The 15,860-nt window shown below is 74.6% G+C and carries 12 protein-coding genes; 6 read left to right on the top strand and 6 right to left on the bottom strand.

Annotated elements, in window-relative coordinates; genetic code table 11:
* Positions 1-8: 8 nt before the first annotated feature.
* Complete coding sequence (locus tag AC3D3D_RS00690) at positions 9-560, bottom strand: DUF5998 family protein (protein ID WP_463661500.1); 552 nt, start codon at positions 558-560, stop codon at positions 9-11.
* A 45-nt stretch (positions 561-605) separates the two neighbouring features.
* On the bottom strand, positions 606-3,413 hold the full coding sequence (locus AC3D3D_RS00685; protein ID WP_463661501.1) for a GNAT family N-acetyltransferase: 2,808 nt from the start codon (positions 3,411-3,413) through the stop codon (positions 606-608).
* Positions 3,414-3,520: 107 nt separating this feature from the next.
* Between AC3D3D_RS00685 and AC3D3D_RS00680 the strand changes: the two genes are divergently transcribed.
* On the top strand, positions 3,521-5,989 hold the full coding sequence (locus AC3D3D_RS00680; RefSeq protein WP_463661502.1) for a DNA gyrase/topoisomerase IV subunit A: 2,469 nt from the start codon (positions 3,521-3,523) through the stop codon (positions 5,987-5,989).
* Between the two features lie 75 nt (positions 5,990-6,064).
* Here AC3D3D_RS00680 and AC3D3D_RS00675 read toward each other — a convergent pair whose 3' ends face one another.
* From AC3D3D_RS00675 to AC3D3D_RS00665, 3 genes are read right to left on the bottom strand one after another with little or no spacing between them, the layout of a single operon-like run.
* Complete coding sequence (locus tag AC3D3D_RS00675; RefSeq protein ID WP_463661503.1) at positions 6,065-7,186, bottom strand: GNAT family N-acetyltransferase; 1,122 nt, start codon at positions 7,184-7,186, stop codon at positions 6,065-6,067.
* Positions 7,183-7,737, bottom strand: coding sequence for an N-acetyltransferase (locus AC3D3D_RS00670; RefSeq protein ID WP_463661504.1), 555 nt, complete (start codon positions 7,735-7,737; stop codon positions 7,183-7,185). The genes AC3D3D_RS00675 and AC3D3D_RS00670 overlap by 4 nt, the downstream gene beginning before the upstream one ends.
* Positions 7,738-7,785: 48 nt before the next feature.
* Positions 7,786-9,903: a DNA gyrase/topoisomerase IV subunit B gene (locus AC3D3D_RS00665; protein ID WP_463661505.1), complete on the bottom strand. Its 2,118-nt coding sequence runs from the start codon at positions 9,901-9,903 to the stop codon at positions 7,786-7,788.
* 140 nt (positions 9,904-10,043) lie between these two features.
* On the opposite strand from AC3D3D_RS00665, the gene AC3D3D_RS00660 reads away from it, so the two are divergent.
* The 5 genes from AC3D3D_RS00660 to AC3D3D_RS00640 all read left to right on the top strand — a co-directional run bounded on the left by AC3D3D_RS00660 (position 10,044) and on the right by AC3D3D_RS00640 (position 14,093).
* Entirely contained in the window at positions 10,044-10,247 is a 204-nt protein-coding gene (locus AC3D3D_RS00660; protein WP_463661506.1) for a DUF7455 domain-containing protein, read from the top strand.
* A 236-nt stretch (positions 10,248-10,483) separates the two neighbouring features.
* Positions 10,484-11,176: a hypothetical protein gene (locus tag AC3D3D_RS00655; protein ID WP_463661507.1), complete on the top strand. Its 693-nt coding sequence runs from the start codon at positions 10,484-10,486 to the stop codon at positions 11,174-11,176.
* A gap of 74 nt (positions 11,177-11,250) precedes the next feature.
* A complete protein-coding gene (locus AC3D3D_RS00650) occupies positions 11,251-12,081 on the top strand; it encodes a DUF1206 domain-containing protein (RefSeq protein ID WP_463661508.1) in 831 nt (276 codons plus the stop codon).
* Between the two features lie 80 nt (positions 12,082-12,161).
* Positions 12,162-13,547 (top strand): DUF3152 domain-containing protein, encoded by a 1,386-nt coding sequence (locus tag AC3D3D_RS00645; RefSeq protein ID WP_463661509.1) that lies wholly within the window; start codon positions 12,162-12,164, stop codon positions 13,545-13,547.
* 90 nt (positions 13,548-13,637) lie between these two features.
* Positions 13,638-14,093, top strand: a complete 456-nt coding sequence (locus tag AC3D3D_RS00640) for a DUF2510 domain-containing protein (RefSeq protein ID WP_463661510.1) — start codon at positions 13,638-13,640, stop codon at positions 14,091-14,093.
* Between the two features lie 115 nt (positions 14,094-14,208).
* On the opposite strand, the gene AC3D3D_RS00635 is transcribed toward AC3D3D_RS00640, so the two are convergent.
* Complete coding sequence (locus AC3D3D_RS00635; RefSeq protein ID WP_463661511.1) at positions 14,209-15,720, bottom strand: RNA polymerase sigma factor; 1,512 nt, start codon at positions 15,718-15,720, stop codon at positions 14,209-14,211.
* Positions 15,721-15,860: the final 140 nt, after the last annotated feature.

The following is a 15,860-nucleotide window of genomic DNA, read 5'->3' as shown; positions in this document are numbered from 1 at the left end:
CGGCGCCCTCACTGGGCGGCGGTCGCGCGGGACAGCTCGCGGGCGAACTGCATCGCGCGGTCGAGGGCGTCCTGGCCGTCGGCCTGGGCGGCGACCCGGATGACGACGTCCTCCGGGGACAGGGTCCCGGTCATCCCGTGGTCGGCCTCGCAGTCGGGGTCGGCGCAGGTCTGCCGCTCGAGGTCGACGCGGTGGATCGCGCCCCAGCCCACCGACAGGGTGAGCTCGGAGGTGGCGCCGGTCCCGGCGGGGTCGAACACGCCGTGCGTGAGGGCCACGGTCCGGATCTCGTGCAGGGCGACGGTCTCGGAGGTGGCCAGCGCGCCGGGGCGCGACTCGTCGTCGGAGACGTCGTCGACGTGGACCACGATGAACCGGCTGCGGGTCAGGGCGAGGACGGTGAGGTGGCGGCGCAGCTCGTGGTCGAAGGTGGTCTCGGGGTGCACGAGGTGCGCGCCCACGGCCTCGCCGGCCAGGGCGACGTCGAGGACGTCGGCCACCAGCTGCGGGTAGAAGCCGGCGTCGTCGAGGTCCTGGCGTAGCGAGCTGGTCCGAGGCACCGTCTCATCCTGCCATCCCGGTGGGGGCCGCCGTCCACGGGCGGGTCACGTCGGCGTCCCGCCCGGTCGGGGCAGCGCACGACGTCCGGCGTCGAGGCGGCTCGGGGCGCGCAGGGACATCGTCGCGCCGGCCACCGCGAGGTTCCGGCGCGAGACGATGACGGGGTTGAGCTCGAGGTCGATGATGGCGGGGTGGTCGTCGACGAGCGCGGCGACGCGGCCGAGCAGGTCGATCAGCGCGGCGGTGTCGACCGGCACGAGACCGCGGTCGCCGGTCAGCCGGGCCGCGGCCCGCAGGTCGGTGATCATCGTGGTGACGTCGCCGGCGGTCACCGGGGCCACCCGGTAGGTGATGTCGCCGAGGATCTCCGAGGCGTCCCCGCCCACACCCAGCGAGAGGACGGGGCCGTAGACGGGGTCCTCCCCGCCGCGTACGACCACCGCGACGCCGGGCTCGGCCATCGCCTGGACCTCGATGTCGGTGTCGCGGCCGAGCACGGCCCGCGAGCGCGCACGGATCTGCACGACCGCGGCGCGGACCTCGGCCTCCCCCACCAGGTCCAGGCGCACGCCGCCGAGGTCGGTGCGGTGGCGCAGCACCTCGTCGGCGGCCTTGACCGCCACCGGGTGGCCGATCTCGGCGGCGGCCCGCACCGCCTCCTCGGCGATCCGCGCGTCGGCGGTCGCCGGCCCCTCGCCCGGCTCCTCCGCGCGCACGAGCCGGGTGCCCAGCACCGTGACGCCGTAGGCGGCGAGCACCTCCTCGACGCGGCGGGGCTCGAGCGTGACGGTCGAGCCGTCGGTGGCACTGGGCAGGACGTCGGCCAGCGCGGCGCGGGCGGCCTGCGGGTCGGTGCCCTCGGGCTCGAGGTTCGCCTCGCCCTCCAGGCGGCGCACGGCGGCCGCGGCCCGCTGCGCGTGGGCGCGGACGGCGGCCTCGAGCGTGCCGACCGAGGGCAGCTGGTGCTCGCCGGTGCGCAGGCGTGGGTCGAGCCCGCGTGCGCCGTCGACCCAGGCCACCCACGGCCGGTCGGGATCGGCGGCCGCGGCTGCCCCCACCGCGGCGAGCAGGTCGTCGTCGACCGTGCCCAGGACGTCGGCGACGGCCAGGACCACGCCGTCGACGTCCTCGCGCAGCACGAGACCCTGGAGGGCCTCGCGGGCGGCGACCGGGCCGCCGTCGAGGACGAGGACCTCCCCGGCGGGGTCGAGCCCGCCGGCGCGCGCGGTGGCCGACAGGGTCGCGGCCAGCGAGTGCGAGGTCGCCGCCAGCGCCACCCGCGTCCCAGCGGGGACGGGCTGGGTCAGGGCGACGGCGGCCAGGTCCAGGGCGTCGCCCACCGAGCGCGCGGTGAGCACGCCGGCCTGGTCGAGGACCGAGCCGATGACCGACGGCGGCAGCGGCGAGGTGGCCACCGCGTGCCCGGGGAGGGTGCCGACGGCGGTGGTGGCCGAGGTGAGCACCACCAGCTCGCGCTCGGCGGTGAGCCGGCGCGCGATGCGCGTGAACTTGCGCGCGTTGCCCAGGGTCTGGAGGTGGACGACGCCGACGGCGAGCTCCTCGTCGGTCGACCAGCCCTGCATCGCGTCGTTGCCGGAGACGTCGATGCGGTTGCCGGCGGCGACCACCGCCACCTCCGGCAGCCGCCGGTTGGCCGCACCGCGGCGCAGCGCCAGGGCAGCCTCCCGCGTCTGGGCGAAGATGCCGATCCCGCGACCGCCGATGGCGACGGCCGGGAAATCGCTGCCCTGGTCGGGCTCGGTGAGGGTGAGGTCGTAGACCCCGGCGGGGCCGCGCCCGAGGACCCCGAAGGAGGCCGGCCCGAGCACCCGCAGGCCGGCCAGGCGGGTGGCCCGCAGCAGGTCGAGCTGGTGCTCGCGCCCGTCACCGGTGGCGAACCCGCCCGAGAGGACCACGAGGGCGCGCACGCCGAGCTCACGCAGCCGCGGGACGGCGGCCACGACCCGCTCCGACGCGCCGGCGACGAACGCCAGCTCGGCGCCACCCTCGGGCAGGTCGTCCGCGCCGAGGGCGGCCAGGTCCGCGACGTGGGGCAGGCCGGCGGGGTCGAGGTCGCCGACCGCGACCAGCGGGATGGTCCCCTGCTCGCCCGCGGCCGCGCGGGCCCGGGCGAGCACGCGGGAGGCCAGGGCGTGCCCGGAGGCGTCCAGGGAGAGCACGAGGGCGGCGCCCGCGGCGGTGATCGCCCGCATGGACAGGGACTCCGCGCGCCGTTCCCGCTCGGCGAGCACCTCCCAGGAGCGGCCCGTGCTGCGCAGGGGGATCTCGATGGTCACCACGCCGTCGTCGTAGCGGGAGCGGACCTCGTACCCGGCGTCGCGGAACACGTTGATCATCTGCGTGTTCTCCGGCAGGACGTCGGCCACGAAGGTGTGGATGCCCCGCTCGCGGGCCGCGGCGACGATGTGCTCGAGGAGGATCGAGCCCAGGCCCCGTCCGTGCTCGGCGTCGCTGACGGCGAAGGCCACCTCGGCGATGCCCGGCTCGACGGTGTCGTACCTGCCCACGCCCCGGATGGCGGGGCCCTCGGTGAGGACCAGGGCGACCCGGTTCACGTGGTCGACGTGGGTGAAGCGCCGCGCGTCGGCCTCGGACAGGCGGGGCATGGGTGCGAAGAATCGGTAGTACTGGGAACGCTCGGACTGCCGGGCGTGGAAGTCCGAGAGCGCCTCGAGGTCGGCGGGGCCGATGGGTCGCAGGTGCATCGTGGCGCCGTCGCGCAGCACGACGTCGGCCTCCCACCAGTGGGGGGCCACCGGGCCGGACGGGGACGCGGCGGCGTCCGCGCCGTCGGGGGCCGACCCGTCCCCACCTGCCTCCGGCGTGTCCATGGTCCCAACCTAGTCGCCGTGACCGTGGCCACGCCTGGCACGCCGTGGGCCAGGACGTGGCGCGCCGCACCGCGGTGCCCGGGCGCCGAGGTGCGAACATCTCTGGCATGCCGCGTTCCGCACCTGCGACCCCCGACGAGCACATCGTCGACATCGACGTCAGCTCCGAGATGGAGGGCTCGTTCCTCGAGTACGCCTACTCGGTGATCTACGCCCGGGCGCTGCCGGACGCGCGGGACGGCCTCAAGCCCGTCCAGCGCCGGATCCTGTTCCAGATGGACCAGATGGGTCTGCGCCCCGACAAGGCGCACGTCAAGTCCTCCCGCGTCGTCGGCGACGTCATGGGCAAGCTGCACCCGCACGGCGACACCGCGATCTACGACGCCATGGTCCGCCTCGCCCAGGACTTCGCCATGCGGCTGCCCTTCGTCGACGGCCACGGCAACTTCGGCTCCCTCGACGACGGTCCGGCCGCGCCGCGGTACACCGAGGTGCGCCAGGCGCGCGGGGCGCAGGCGATGGTGGCCGACCTCGGCGAGGACGTCGTCGACCTCGTCCCCAACTACGACGGCTCAACCATGCAGCCCGAGGTCCTCCCCTCCGCGCTGCCGAACCTGCTGGTCAACGGCGCGCAGGGCATCGCGGTGGGCATGGCCACGAACATGGCGCCGCACAACCTCGTCGAGGTCGTCGCGGCGGCCCGGCACCTCGTGGCGCACCCCGACGCCTCGCTGGAGGCCCTCCAGCGCTTCGTGCCCGGCCCGGACCTGCCCGGCGGCGGGCGGATCGTCGGGCTCGACGGCGTGCGCGAGGCCCAGGCCACCGGCCGGGGCTCCTTCCGCACCCGGGCCACCGTGCGCGTCGAGCAGGTCACCCCGCGCCGCAAGGGGCTGGTCGTCACCGAGCTGCCGTACATGGTGGGCACCGAGCGGGTGATCGGGAAGATCAAGGACGGCGTGGACGCGCGCCGCATCGAGGGCATCTCCAACGTCGTCGACCTCACCGACCGCCACCACGGGCTGCGGCTGGTCATCGAGCTGAAGACCGGGTTCAACCCCGACGCGGTGCTCGAGCAGCTGTTCCGGTACACGCCGCTCGAGGAGTCCTTCAGCATCAACAACGTCGCCCTGGTCGAGGGGCAGCCGCGCACGCTCGGGCTCAAGGAGATGCTCGAGGTCTACGTCGACCACCGGCTGTCGGTGACGAGGCGCCGCTCGGAGTACCGGCTGCGCAAGGCGCGCGACCGGGCGCACCTGCTCGAGGGCCTGCTCACCGCGGTGCTCAACATCGACGAGGTCGTCCAGCTCATCCGGGCCGCGGAGAGCGCCGAGGCCGCGCGCACCCGCCTCATGGACGTCTTCGACCTCACCGAGCCGCAGGCGGTCTACATCCTCGACCTCCAGCTGCGCCGGCTCACCCGCTACTCGGTCCTCGAAATCGAGGGCGAGCACGAGGAGCTGCTGCGGCAGGCCGCCGAGCTCGAGGAGATCCTCGGCTCGGACCAGGCGCTGCGCTCGCTGGTCTCGTCCGAGCTGGCCGAGATCGCCACGGCACACGGCACGCCGCGGCGCACGGTCCTTCTCGAGTCGGCCGGCGGGGCTCCGCGCACCGGTGAGGCCGCGGCCGCCGGACCCGCGCGTGGTAAGGGTGCGGCCACCCCGCTCGAGGAGCCCGACGACCCGTGCTGGGTGCTCCTGGGCGGGACGGGCCGGATCGCGCGGACGGCCGGCGTCGAGGCCCCCTCGCGCTCGGGCGGACGGGTCGCGCACGACGCCGTCACTCACGCCGTCGCCACGACGGCGCGCGCGGACGTCGGCCTCGTGACCTCTGCCGGCCGGGTCCTGCGCCTCGAGGCGCTGCACGCGCCGGCGCTGCCGGCGACGACGGGGGCACCGGGGCTCTCGGGCGGGACCGCCGTCGAGGACCTCGTCCCGCTCGAGCGCGGCGAGAGCGTCGTCGCTCTGGTGGCACTCGGAGAGGAGGCGCCGCCGGTGGCGGTGGCCACCGGGGGCGGCGTCGTCAAGCGCTTCTCCCCCACCGACCGGCCCGCCAACCGCGAGGCGTGGGACGTCATCTCCCTGGCCGACGGCGACACGGTGGTCGGCGCGCGGCACGCCGTCGACGACGACCAGCTGGTGCTGGTGGCCTCCGACGCCCAGCTGCTGCGCTTCGAGGCCTCGCTGGTCCGCCCGACCGGGCGCGCCGGCAAGGGCGTCGCGGGCATCAAGCTCGCCGCCGGTGCCCGGGTCGTCCACCTCGGCGTGGCTGCCTCCGACGACCTGGGCGGGTACGGGCTCGTCACCGTCGCCGGGCCGGCGAACGCGCTGCCCGGCACCAACCCCGGCTCCGCGAAGGTCACCCCGCTCGACCGCTACCCCGCCAAGGGGCGCGCCACCGGCGGGGTGCGCGCGCACCGGTTCCTGCGCGGCGAGGACGAGCTCCAGCTCGCCTGGGTCGGGCCGATGCCCATGCGCGCCGTCGGCTCCGGCGGGCAGGCCGTCGAGCTGCCCGAGGTCGACGAGCGCCGGGACGGCTCGGGCAAGGCGCTGCCGGTGCCCGTGGCGGCCGTCGGCTGACCCTCGGCGTCGTCGTCGTCGGCGGCGGCGACGCCGTCGTCCGACCAGAGCTCTCTCCCCCGCGCGAGGGCTGGGTCAGAGCTCGAGGACGTGCAGGGCCGAGCGGCTCGTGGGCACGTAGCCCAGAGAGGTGTACAGCGCCATCGGCGAGTGCGGGTCGGGGTCGTCGACGTCGGTGGCGAAGTCGACGTCGACGTCCAGGCCCGCGTACTCCAGGCCGTCGGTGGCGTAGGCCCGCATGGCGGCCGTGAGCAGCGCGCTGCCCACGTGCTTGCCGCGCCACTCCGAGAGCACGCCGAGCACCTCGGTGTAGCCCTCGCGCCAGCCCAGCGCCTCCCAGTCCTGGTCGTAGCGGCTGGAGATGATGTACCCGGCCACCTTCGCCCGGTCCGAGGACCGGTCGAGCGCCACGAAGCTCCAGCCGGGCTCGAAGGCCGAGGCCTCCGGCCCCCACAGCTCCGCGCCGCGCTCCATCGCGCCCTCCGGCTGGCCGGCGAAGGCACGCCCGTGCGCCCGAGCCACCTGCTCGGCGAGGTCCGCGGTCCACGGCTCGACCGAGACGTACTTCGGCAGCGTGATCTCCGGGATGTCCATCGCCAGGCTCCGCCGCATCTGCACGTACCACCTGCGCGGCCGGAAGCCGTGCTCCTCGAGCAGCGCGGTGAGGTCCTTCTCCGTCTCGTCCACGTGCACGACGACGACGCCGCGCCCGGCGTCCGCGTCGGCCAGCAGCGCGCGGGAGGAGGCGACCTGCCACTCGACGAGGGCCGCCCCGGCGCCCTTGAGGCGCAGCGCGTCGTCGACTCCGCCCGAGCAGGTGAAGGAGGCCACGCCGTCGACCTCGCCCTTGGGCCGGACCAGGCCGAAGGCACGCATGACGCCGTCGGCGTCGTCGCCGGCGACGGCGCGGTAGCCGGCGCGCTCGGCGAAGTAGCTATCGACCTCCTCGGCGGAGGTACGGATCGGGGTCCCGTCGGCCGACTCCACGCGGGAGACCAGCGCGGCGAGCTCGCCGGCCCGCGGTCGATCGAGGGGGGACCAGACCAGCCCGTCCACCGGGCGCGGCAGCAGAAGGTCCTCGGCCTCGACCTCGTCGGGCAGGACGGGCATGGCGACGGTGCGGCCGGTCGGCTGCCGGGTCGACATCCGCAGGCCGGTCAGTGCGGAGCGCAGTCCGCGTCCAGGCGTCTGGTTCACAGGCTCACCACGAAGGTCGTCCGTGGCCCGTCGCCGTGGGCGGGGGCGAACCCGGCAGCCGCGCACAGCCGGCGCCGGTCGCTGTGGTGGGCATCGACGTCGACGACGATCCGGGCCGCACCCTCCGGCGCCGCGGCGGCGAGGATCTGCCGGGCGCGGTCGTCCTGCCAGGACATGAGGGCCTTGCCGATGCCACGCCCCCGGGTGCCGGGGTCGACCGTGGCGGTGAGCCGGACCTGCGCGTCCTCGCCGTCGGTCTCCAGGGCGAGGGCGGCGGCCGCCCGCAGGATGCCGTCCTGGTCGAAGCCGCCGAGCGTGTCGCCGGTCGTGCGGGCCGCGTGCAGGACCGCGGTGAGCTCGCCCGGGCCGAGCGGGTGGGTCGGGGCGTCCGCCGCGTCCGAGCGCTGCCACAGGGCACCCAGGTCGTCGACGTCCTCGGGCGCCAGCGGCCGCCAGCGCAGGCCCAGGTGGGGCCGGGGCAGCGCGGCGGTGACCGGCGGGTCGAAGCGCCGGGCAGCGCGCACGGCAGGTCCGGTCGAGGACGGAATCATGGGCGGAAGTCTACGTCGGACGGCGCCCCGGCCTCCCCGCCGGCCCGGTCACGCATCGATCTTGTCCCGGTCCACGGCCGCGGCACCGGCCACGATGAAGTCCTTGCGCGGGGCCACCTCGGAGCCCATGAGCAGCTCGAAGACCGACTCCGCGTGGGTGATCGCCTCCTCGTCCGCGGTGGTGATGCGGCGCAGGGTCCGGCGGGCTGGGTCCATCGTGGTCTCGGCCAGCTGGTCGGCGTCCATCTCGCCCAGCCCCTTGTAGCGCTGCGGCGTGTCCTTGGGTCGCCGCCCGGAGCGCTCGAGCTTCTTGAGCAGGGCGCTGAGCTCGGCGTCGGAGTAGGTGTAGTGCACCTCCCCCTTCTTCCCCCCGGACCCGGCGACCTCGAGGCGGTGCAGGGGCGGCACGGCGGCGAAGACCCGCCCGGCCTCGACCATGGGTCGGCAGTACCGGAAGAACAGGGTGAGCAGCAGGGTGCGGATGTGCGCGCCGTCGACGTCGGCGTCGGTCATCAGCACGACCTTGCCGTACCGGGCCATGTCCAGGTCGAAGGTGCGGCCCGAGCCGGCCCCGAGGACCTGGAAGATCGTGGCGACCTCGACGTTGCCGAGGATGTCGGCGGTCGACGCCTTCTGGACGTTGAGGATCTTGCCGCGGATCGGCAGCAGCGCCTGGAACTCGGAGTTGCGCGCCCGCCGGGCGGTGCCCAGGGCCGAGTCGCCCTCGACGATGAACAGCTCCGAGCGCTCGACCTCCTTGCTCCGGCAGTCGACCAGCTTGGTGGGCAGCGCGGAGTTCTCCAGGGCGTTCTTCCGCCGGGAGATGTCCTTCTGCGTGCGGGCCGCCACGCGGGCCCGCATCTCGCCGACGACCTTCTCCAGCATCGCCGTGGACTGGGTCTTCATCGCCGCGCGCGTCGAGGTGAGCAGCCCGGTGAGCTCCTTCTCGACGACCCTGGCGACGACCTGCCGCACGGGTGCGGTGCCGAGGACCTCCTTGGTCTGCCCCTCGAACTGCGGCTCGGGCAGCCGCACCGAGACCACGGCCGTCAGGCCCGCCAGGACGTCGTCCTTCTCGATGCGGGGGTCCTTAGCGGTGACCTTGAGCCGGCGGGCGTTGGCCTCGACCTGCTTGCGGGCCACCTTGAGCACGGCCTGCTCGAACCCGGTGACGTGGGTGCCGCCCTTGGGGGTGGCGATGATGTTGACGAAGCTGCGCGAGGTGGTCTCGAAGCCCGAGCCCCAGCGCAGCGCGATGTCGACGGTGCAGGTGCGCTCGACCTCGACGGGCCGCAGGTGCCCCTTGCCGTCGAGCTGCTGCACGGTCTCGGTGAAGGTGCCCTCCCCCGCGAGGCGCCACACGTCGGTGACGGCGGCGTCGGGGCTGAGGAACTCCACGAAGTCGGTGGTGCCGCCGTCGTGGCGGAACTCCTCGGTGGTGTGCTCCTCGGCGTCGGCCGAACGCTCGTCGCGCACCACGAGGGTGAGGCCGGGGACGAGGAAGGAGGTCTGGCGGGCCCGGGCCACGAGGTCCTCGAGGCTGAACCGGGAGCTGGCGGGGAAGATCTGCGGGTCGGCCCAGTACCGCACGCGGGTGCCGGTGACCCCGCGGCGCACCTTGCCGGTGACCTCGAGGCTCGAGCCCTTCTCGAAGGGCTGGAACGGGGCGTCGGCGGAGGGCCCGGCCGCGGTGTCGGCGAAGGTCCCCGGCTCCCCGCGGCGGAAGGTCATGCGGTGCGTCTTCCCCGCGCGGTCGACCTCGACGTCGAGCCGGGCCGACAGGGCGTTGACCACCGAGGCGCCCACGCCGTGCAGCCCGCCGGAGGCGGCGTACGAGCCGGAGTCGAACTTCCCGCCGGCGTGCAGCTTGGTGTAGACGACCTCGACGCCGGAGAGCCCGACACCGGGCACGTCGTCGACGGGGATGCCGCGCCCGTCGTCGCGCACCTCGACCGAGCCGTCCGGGTGCAGGAGGATCTCGATGCGGCCGGCGTGCCCGCCGAGCGCCTCGTCGACGGAGTTGTCGACGATCTCCCACAGGCAGTGCATGAGCCCGCGGCCGTCGGTGGAGCCGATGTACATCCCGGGTCGCTTGCGGACGGCGGCGAGCCCCTCGAGGACCGAGAGGTGGCGCGCGGAGTACTCGGCGGCGGAGGTGGGATTCACCCGGGGATCGTACGGCGCGGGCGGCCGCCCGACCCGGAGGCCGGGCCGGTCGGTGACCCGGGCGACACCGGGGTACGCCGGGGGCGAACTGCCCCGCCCACCTGGCGACGGATGTCGGTCCGGGATGATTACATGCTGGTGTGACAGATACAGCGACCGCCCCCCAGCTGACCGCCGCCGACCGATGCGACGCCTGCGGTGCGCAGGCCTACGTGCGAGTGACCCTTCGCTCGGGCTCGCTCCTCTTCTGCGCCCACCACGCCCGCCGGCACGCCGACAAGCTCGGCGAGGTGGCCACCGAGATCCACGACGAGACCGACCGGCTGCTCAGCGCCGACGCCTGAGCCCGACCCGACCCGACGACGGCCGTCGCCCCCCACGGGGCGGCGGCCGTCGCGTGTCCCCGAGGCGCACACCCCGCGCCGCGCACCCGCCGCGCCGTGCTCGCGGCTCCGTCGCCGCGGCGCACGTCCGTGACGACGTCACCGCGGATGCATGACGGCTCGCACTGGTGGACCCGCCCGGCCCGCGATGGAGTGGGGTGGGAGCGCCGCGGACGCGGCGGACCAGGAGGGTAGCGATGGCGTGGTGGAGCAGGCGGAGCAGACGCCGGCGGCGTGCGCGTCCGGGCACCGGGCGGCCGCTGAAGGACTTCCGGTGGTGGCAGCTGTTCCACCGGACCCTGTTCTTCCACGACGTCGACGTCGCCGGCCGGGGCCGCACGCAGTACGCCGTCGACGTCCACCACGTCGTCGACGACATCGACGACTCGACCGAGAAGACCCGCGCGCAGACACCGCCCGTGGCGCTCTACCAGGACGGTGTCCAGGTGGCCCGCGCGGTGCCGCCCGTGGTGTTCGAGGTCCCCGGCGGCCACATCGAGGTGGCCAGGAGCCTCTACGGGCTCACCCGGATGCACCACGTGGCCGGCGACGGCACCGAGCGCACGCTGCGCGCCCACCCGCGCACGCTCGAGGGGCGGCGCGCCCGCCTCGACCGTCGTCACCCGCGCACGAGCCGCGCCGTCGGCGCACTGGCGGTCCTCGTGCTGCTCGCCGGCCTGGCCATCGCCCTGCCGCAGGTGCTCGAGCTCGTCACCCGGATCGAGCCGGTCGCCGAGCGGGTGGGGACCTTCCGCTCGCCGATCACCCTGCCGCCGTGGGCCAACGTCGCCACCCTCGTCGCCGGCGTCCTGGCGGCGACCGAACGCGCCCTCATGCTGCGCAACCACTGGCTCATCGACGCCGACACCACCTGGACGAGCGTCGTGTGAGCCGCTGAGGCCGTCCGGGACGTACGCCACCCGTTCGCCGCGCGCGCCGGTCGCGGGGGTGGTGGGATGTCCCCGTGGACACCTCACCGATCCGTCGGCAGGCGGAGGACGCCGCCAGGGACGCCCAGGACTCCGCGCGGCGCGGCTGGCTGCGGCGCCTCGGACACGTCGGGTTCGCCGCCCAGGGGGTGGTGTGGTTCGTCGTCGGCTGGATCGCCATGGGCCTGGCCACCGGTGACCGCTCCTCGCAGGACGCCACCACCTCCGGGGCGATCGAGGAGATCGGCGGCACCCCGCTCGGCGTCGCCCTGCTCGTCGTCATGGTCCTGGGTCTGCTCGGCTACGTCGCCTGGCAGGCCGTCCTGGCCGTGGTCGGCCACCCGGACGAGGACGGGGCGTCGGACGCGGCCCGGCGCGTCGGCTCGGCCGCGAAGGCCGTCGTCGCCCTCGCGCTGGCCGTCACCGGCGCGCTCGTTATCTGGCGCGGCAGCGCCGGCTCGGGCGACACCGAGGAACAGGGGGCACAGACCGTGCTGTCCAGCCCGGGCGGGCAGTGGCTGCTCGGCGCGGTCGGCATCGGCGTCGTCGCCCTCGGGCTGTGGTGGGTGTGGACGGGCGTCACCGCCCGCTTCGCCGCCAAGCTCGACTCCCGGGTGCCCCGGTACGTCGTCACGGCGGGGCGGGTCGGGCACGTCGCCCGCGGGGCGGCCTTCGTCGTCCTGGGTGGGCTGGTCGGTCTCGCCGCGCTGCGGGCCGACGCCGACCAGGCCGGCGGCACCGACACCGCGCTGGCGACGATCCTGGGCTGGCCCGCCGGACCGGTCCTCGTGGGGGCGGTGGCCGTGGGCCTCATGCTCTTCGGGATCTTCCACGTCCTGGCCGCCCGGCACGTCGTCAAGGACTGACGCGACAGGCGGGCGAGCAGGCGGTATCTGCTCCCCCGGCTCGTTCCCGCGGCCGGTGAGGACGCCCTACGCTGACCTCCGTGACAGCGCCCCGGTCAGCCGCACGCACCCTCCTCGCCGCGCTCGCGACCCTGACCGCGGGGGCGGTCGGGCTGCTCGCGCCGGCCGCCGCCACCTCCTCGGGCGAGGTCGGCGGCTCGGGCACTGCGTTCTTCCTCGACGACGACGTCGACGGCCGCGCCGACCGGCAGCTGGTCTACGGCCGGGAGGGCGACGACGTCCTCGTGGGTGACTGGGACGGCGACGGCGTCGACTCCCTGGCGGTGCGCCGCGGGCAGGTCTACCACCTGCGCAACTCCCTGTCCTCCGGCACGGCCGACCTGCAGATCGTCTTCGGGCGCGCCGGCGACGAGGTGCTTGTGGGCGACTGGGACGGCGACGGCGTCGACACCCTGGCCGTGCGCCGCGGCAACCGCTACTTCCTCTCCAACGCACTGACCTCCGGCCGCGCCGAGATCGAGCTCAGCTTCGGGCGCGCCGGCGACGAGGTGCTTGTGGGCGACTGGGACGGCGACGGCGTCGACACCCTGGCCGTGCGCCGCGGCAACCGCTACTTCCTGTCCAACGCGCTGACCTCCGGCCGGGCCGAGATCGAGCTCGGCTACGGTCGTGCCGACGACCGGGTCCTCGTGGGCGACTGGGACGGCGACGGCGTCGACACCCTGGCGGTGCGCCGCGGGACCGAGCTGCACCTGAACAACTCCCTGTCCGGGGGCGACGGCCTCCCGCCGGTGCGATTCGGACGCAGCGGGGACGCCGCGTTCTCCGGCGACTTCGACGGCGACGGCGCGGACGGCGTCGGGCTGCGCCGCCCCCCGGCCGCCCCGACCCCGCCACCGGCGCCGCCGACCAACGGCGGTCTCGTCGGCGACCCCCCGTGGCGCGGATCGGGCACCTTCGCCGTCGTCCCGGGCAGCGAGGCCGCGCCGGGCGGTGCGGCGCGGACCGTGCGGGTGCGCGTCGAGACCGAGCGCGGCATCTCCGTCCACCGGCCCGAGTTCGGCTCCCTGGTGATGACCACCCTCAACGCCTCGCGCGGCTGGGGCCGCCACGGGGCGGTGTCCTTCGCCCGGACCGACGGCGCGGCCGACGTCGTGCTGCGCCTGACCACCCCGGCCACCGTCGACCGGCTCTGCTACCCGCTGCCCACCCGGGGATACACCTCGTGCCGCGTGGGGTCCACGGTCGTCATCAACGCCAACAGGTGGGCCTTCGGGGCCGCCCCCTTCACCGACGCGGGCGGCTCGCTGACCTCCTACCGCGACTACGTCGTCAACCACGAGATGGGCCACTTCCTCGGGTACGGGCACGTGAGCTGCCCCGGGCGGGGCCGCGTCGCCCCGGTCATGCAGCAGCAGACCCTGGGGATGCAGGGCTGCGTGCCCAACGGCTGGCCCTACCCGTAACCCGCGCCGGCCGGAAGTCCGCGTCGGCGGCTCGGGCGCCCGTGTGCCACGCTTGACGGGTCCGAGCCGCATCGACCAAGGAGCCCACCGATGGACCAGCGTGAACCGGGGTGGTACACGGACCCGTGGCAGGACGGTCTCGAGCGCCGCTGGGACGGCACGCGGTGGACCGCCGACGTCCGCGACGTCGGCAGCCAGGGACCCGCTCCCCTGGGTCCCGACGCCGCCGAGCCCTACGCACCGACCGGCCGCGACGGCGCCGACCCCTACGGGCCCGCGGCGGACGACCCGGACGCACCCGAGGGCGGGATGGGCCCGGCCGGCCGCCTCGACGACCCGCACATCAGCGACGCCGAGCGTGCGATGGCCGCCCACGAGGGGCGCCGCCCCGGCTCCAGCCCCACCGTCGGGGGCATGCCCTGGGGACGCTGGGACGACGACCCGGACTCCCGGCGCACGAACTCGATGCTGCTGAGGGGGATGTGGGGGCTGGCCATCGGCTTCGCCGTGCTGCTGACGATCTGGCTGATCATGACGATCTTCTGAGCCGGCCGCACGCGCCCGCGCCGGACGCGCGGGCCGACCGACGACGACGGGCCCGGGACCATCGCGGTCCCGGGCCCGTCGCGCTGCCGGCGGAGCCGGCTCGGTCGAGGTGGTCCTAGTCCAGGTAGTCCCGGAGCACCTGCGAGCGGCTCGGGTGGCGCAGCTTGGACATCGTCTTGCTCTCTATCTGGCGGATCCGCTCCCGCGTGACCCCGTAGACCTTGCCGATCTCGTCAAGGGTCTTCGGCTGGCCGTCCTGCAGGCCGAACCGCATGGAGACCACGCCGGCCTCCCGCTCGGAGAGCGTGTCGAGGACCGCGTTGAGCTGCTCCTGCAGGAGCGTGAAGCTCACCGCCTCGGAGGGGACGACCGCCTCGGAGTCCTCGATGAGGTCACCGAACTCCGAGTCCCCGTCCTCGCCGAGCGGCGTGTGCAGGGAGATGGGCTCACGGCCGTACTTCTGGACCTCGACGACCTTCTCCGGGGTCATGTCGAGCTCCTTGGCCAGCTCCTCGGGCGTGGGCTCGCGGCCCAGGTCCTGCAGCATCTGACGCTGCACGCGGGCGAGCTTGTTGATGACCTCGACCATGTGCACGGGGATGCGGATGGTGCGGGCCTGGTCGGCCATGGCGCGGGTGATGGCCTGGCGGATCCACCAGGTCGCGTAGGTGGAGAACTTGTAGCCCTTGGTGTAGTCGAACTTCTCCACCGCGCGGATGAGGCCGAGGTTGCCCTCCTGGATGAGGTCGAGGAAGAGCATGCCGCGGCCCGTGTACCGCTTGGCCAGCGAGACGACCAGGCGGAGGTTGGCCTCGAGGAGGTGGTTCTTGGCCAGGCGCCCGTCGTTTGCGATCCACTGCAGCTCCCGGGAGAGCTTGCGGTCCATGCCCTCTTCCTTGGACAGGCGCTCCTCGGCGAACAGGCCGGCCTCGATGCGCTTGGCCAGCTCGACCTCCTGCTCGGCGTTGAGCAGGGCCACCTTGCCGATCTGCTTGAGGTAGTCCTTGACCGGGTCCGCCGTGGCGCCGGCGGTGACGACCTGCTGGACGGGCTGGTCCTCGTCGTCGGAGTCCGAGACGACGAAGCCGCCGGCGGTCGTGGTCTCCTCCTTGGCGTCCTTGTCCGCGGGTGCGTCCGGGACGGCCTTGAGGGTGCCGCGGCGCGAGCGCGAGGTCGTCCTCGCCCCGGGGGCGGCCTCCTCGGCCTCCTCGTCGTCGTCAGCCTCGTCGGTGTCGGCGCTGTCGGCGCTGTCGGCGGTCTCGTCCGCGTCGTCGCCGTCGAGGTCGACCTCGACGTCGCCCTCGTCGGCCGAGTCGGCCGTCAGGTCCTCGTCGAGGTCCTCGGCGGAGGTGGTGGTCTCCTCCTCGACCGCGGTCTCCTCGGTCGCCTTGGCGGGGGCGGCCTTGCGGGTCGAGGTCTTCTTCGCGGCCGCGGTGGTCTTCTTCGCGGCGGTACCGGTCGGCTTCTTCGCCGCGGTGGACTTCTTGGCGGTGGTCCCCGCGGCGGTCTTCTTCGCCGTGGTGCCAGCCGGCTTCTTCGCGGCGGTGGTCCGCCTGGCGGTGGTGCCGGTGGTGGTCTTCTTCGCCGTCGGACGCGTGGTCGTCTCGTCGGTCTCGGAGGCAGTCATGTACAGGGGGCCTTTCGCCGGGGGTGGGGCGTCCATTCCTCAACACGCCCGTCGCGCGCTCTCTTCCCGAGCGCCCGGCTCGCGGGCTCCGGGCGGCGCGCGTCGTCCCTACAATTATAGCCGACAGGCACATTACACGA

Source organism: Georgenia sp. X1117 (genome assembly GCF_057784635.1).
Note: the sequence above shows the minus strand (reverse complement) of the source record. Positions and strands in the feature narration are given on the sequence as shown.

Excerpts from the sequence above, each read along its gene's own strand:
- AC3D3D_RS00685 (WP_463661501.1), bottom strand. The coding sequence starts at position 3,413 with ATGGACACGCCGGAGGCAGGTGGGGACGGGTCGGCCCCCGACGGCGCG.
- AC3D3D_RS00680 (WP_463661502.1), top strand. The coding sequence starts at position 3,521 with ATGCCGCGTTCCGCACCTGCGACCCCCGACGAGCACATCGTCGACATC.
- AC3D3D_RS00670 (WP_463661504.1), bottom strand. The coding sequence starts at position 7,737 with ATGATTCCGTCCTCGACCGGACCTGCCGTGCGCGCTGCCCGGCGCTTC.
- AC3D3D_RS00655 (WP_463661507.1), top strand. The coding sequence starts at position 10,484 with ATGGCGTGGTGGAGCAGGCGGAGCAGACGCCGGCGGCGTGCGCGTCCG.
- AC3D3D_RS00640 (WP_463661510.1), top strand. The coding sequence starts at position 13,638 with ATGGACCAGCGTGAACCGGGGTGGTACACGGACCCGTGGCAGGACGGT.
- AC3D3D_RS00635 (WP_463661511.1), bottom strand. The coding sequence starts at position 15,720 with ATGACTGCCTCCGAGACCGACGAGACGACCACGCGTCCGACGGCGAAG.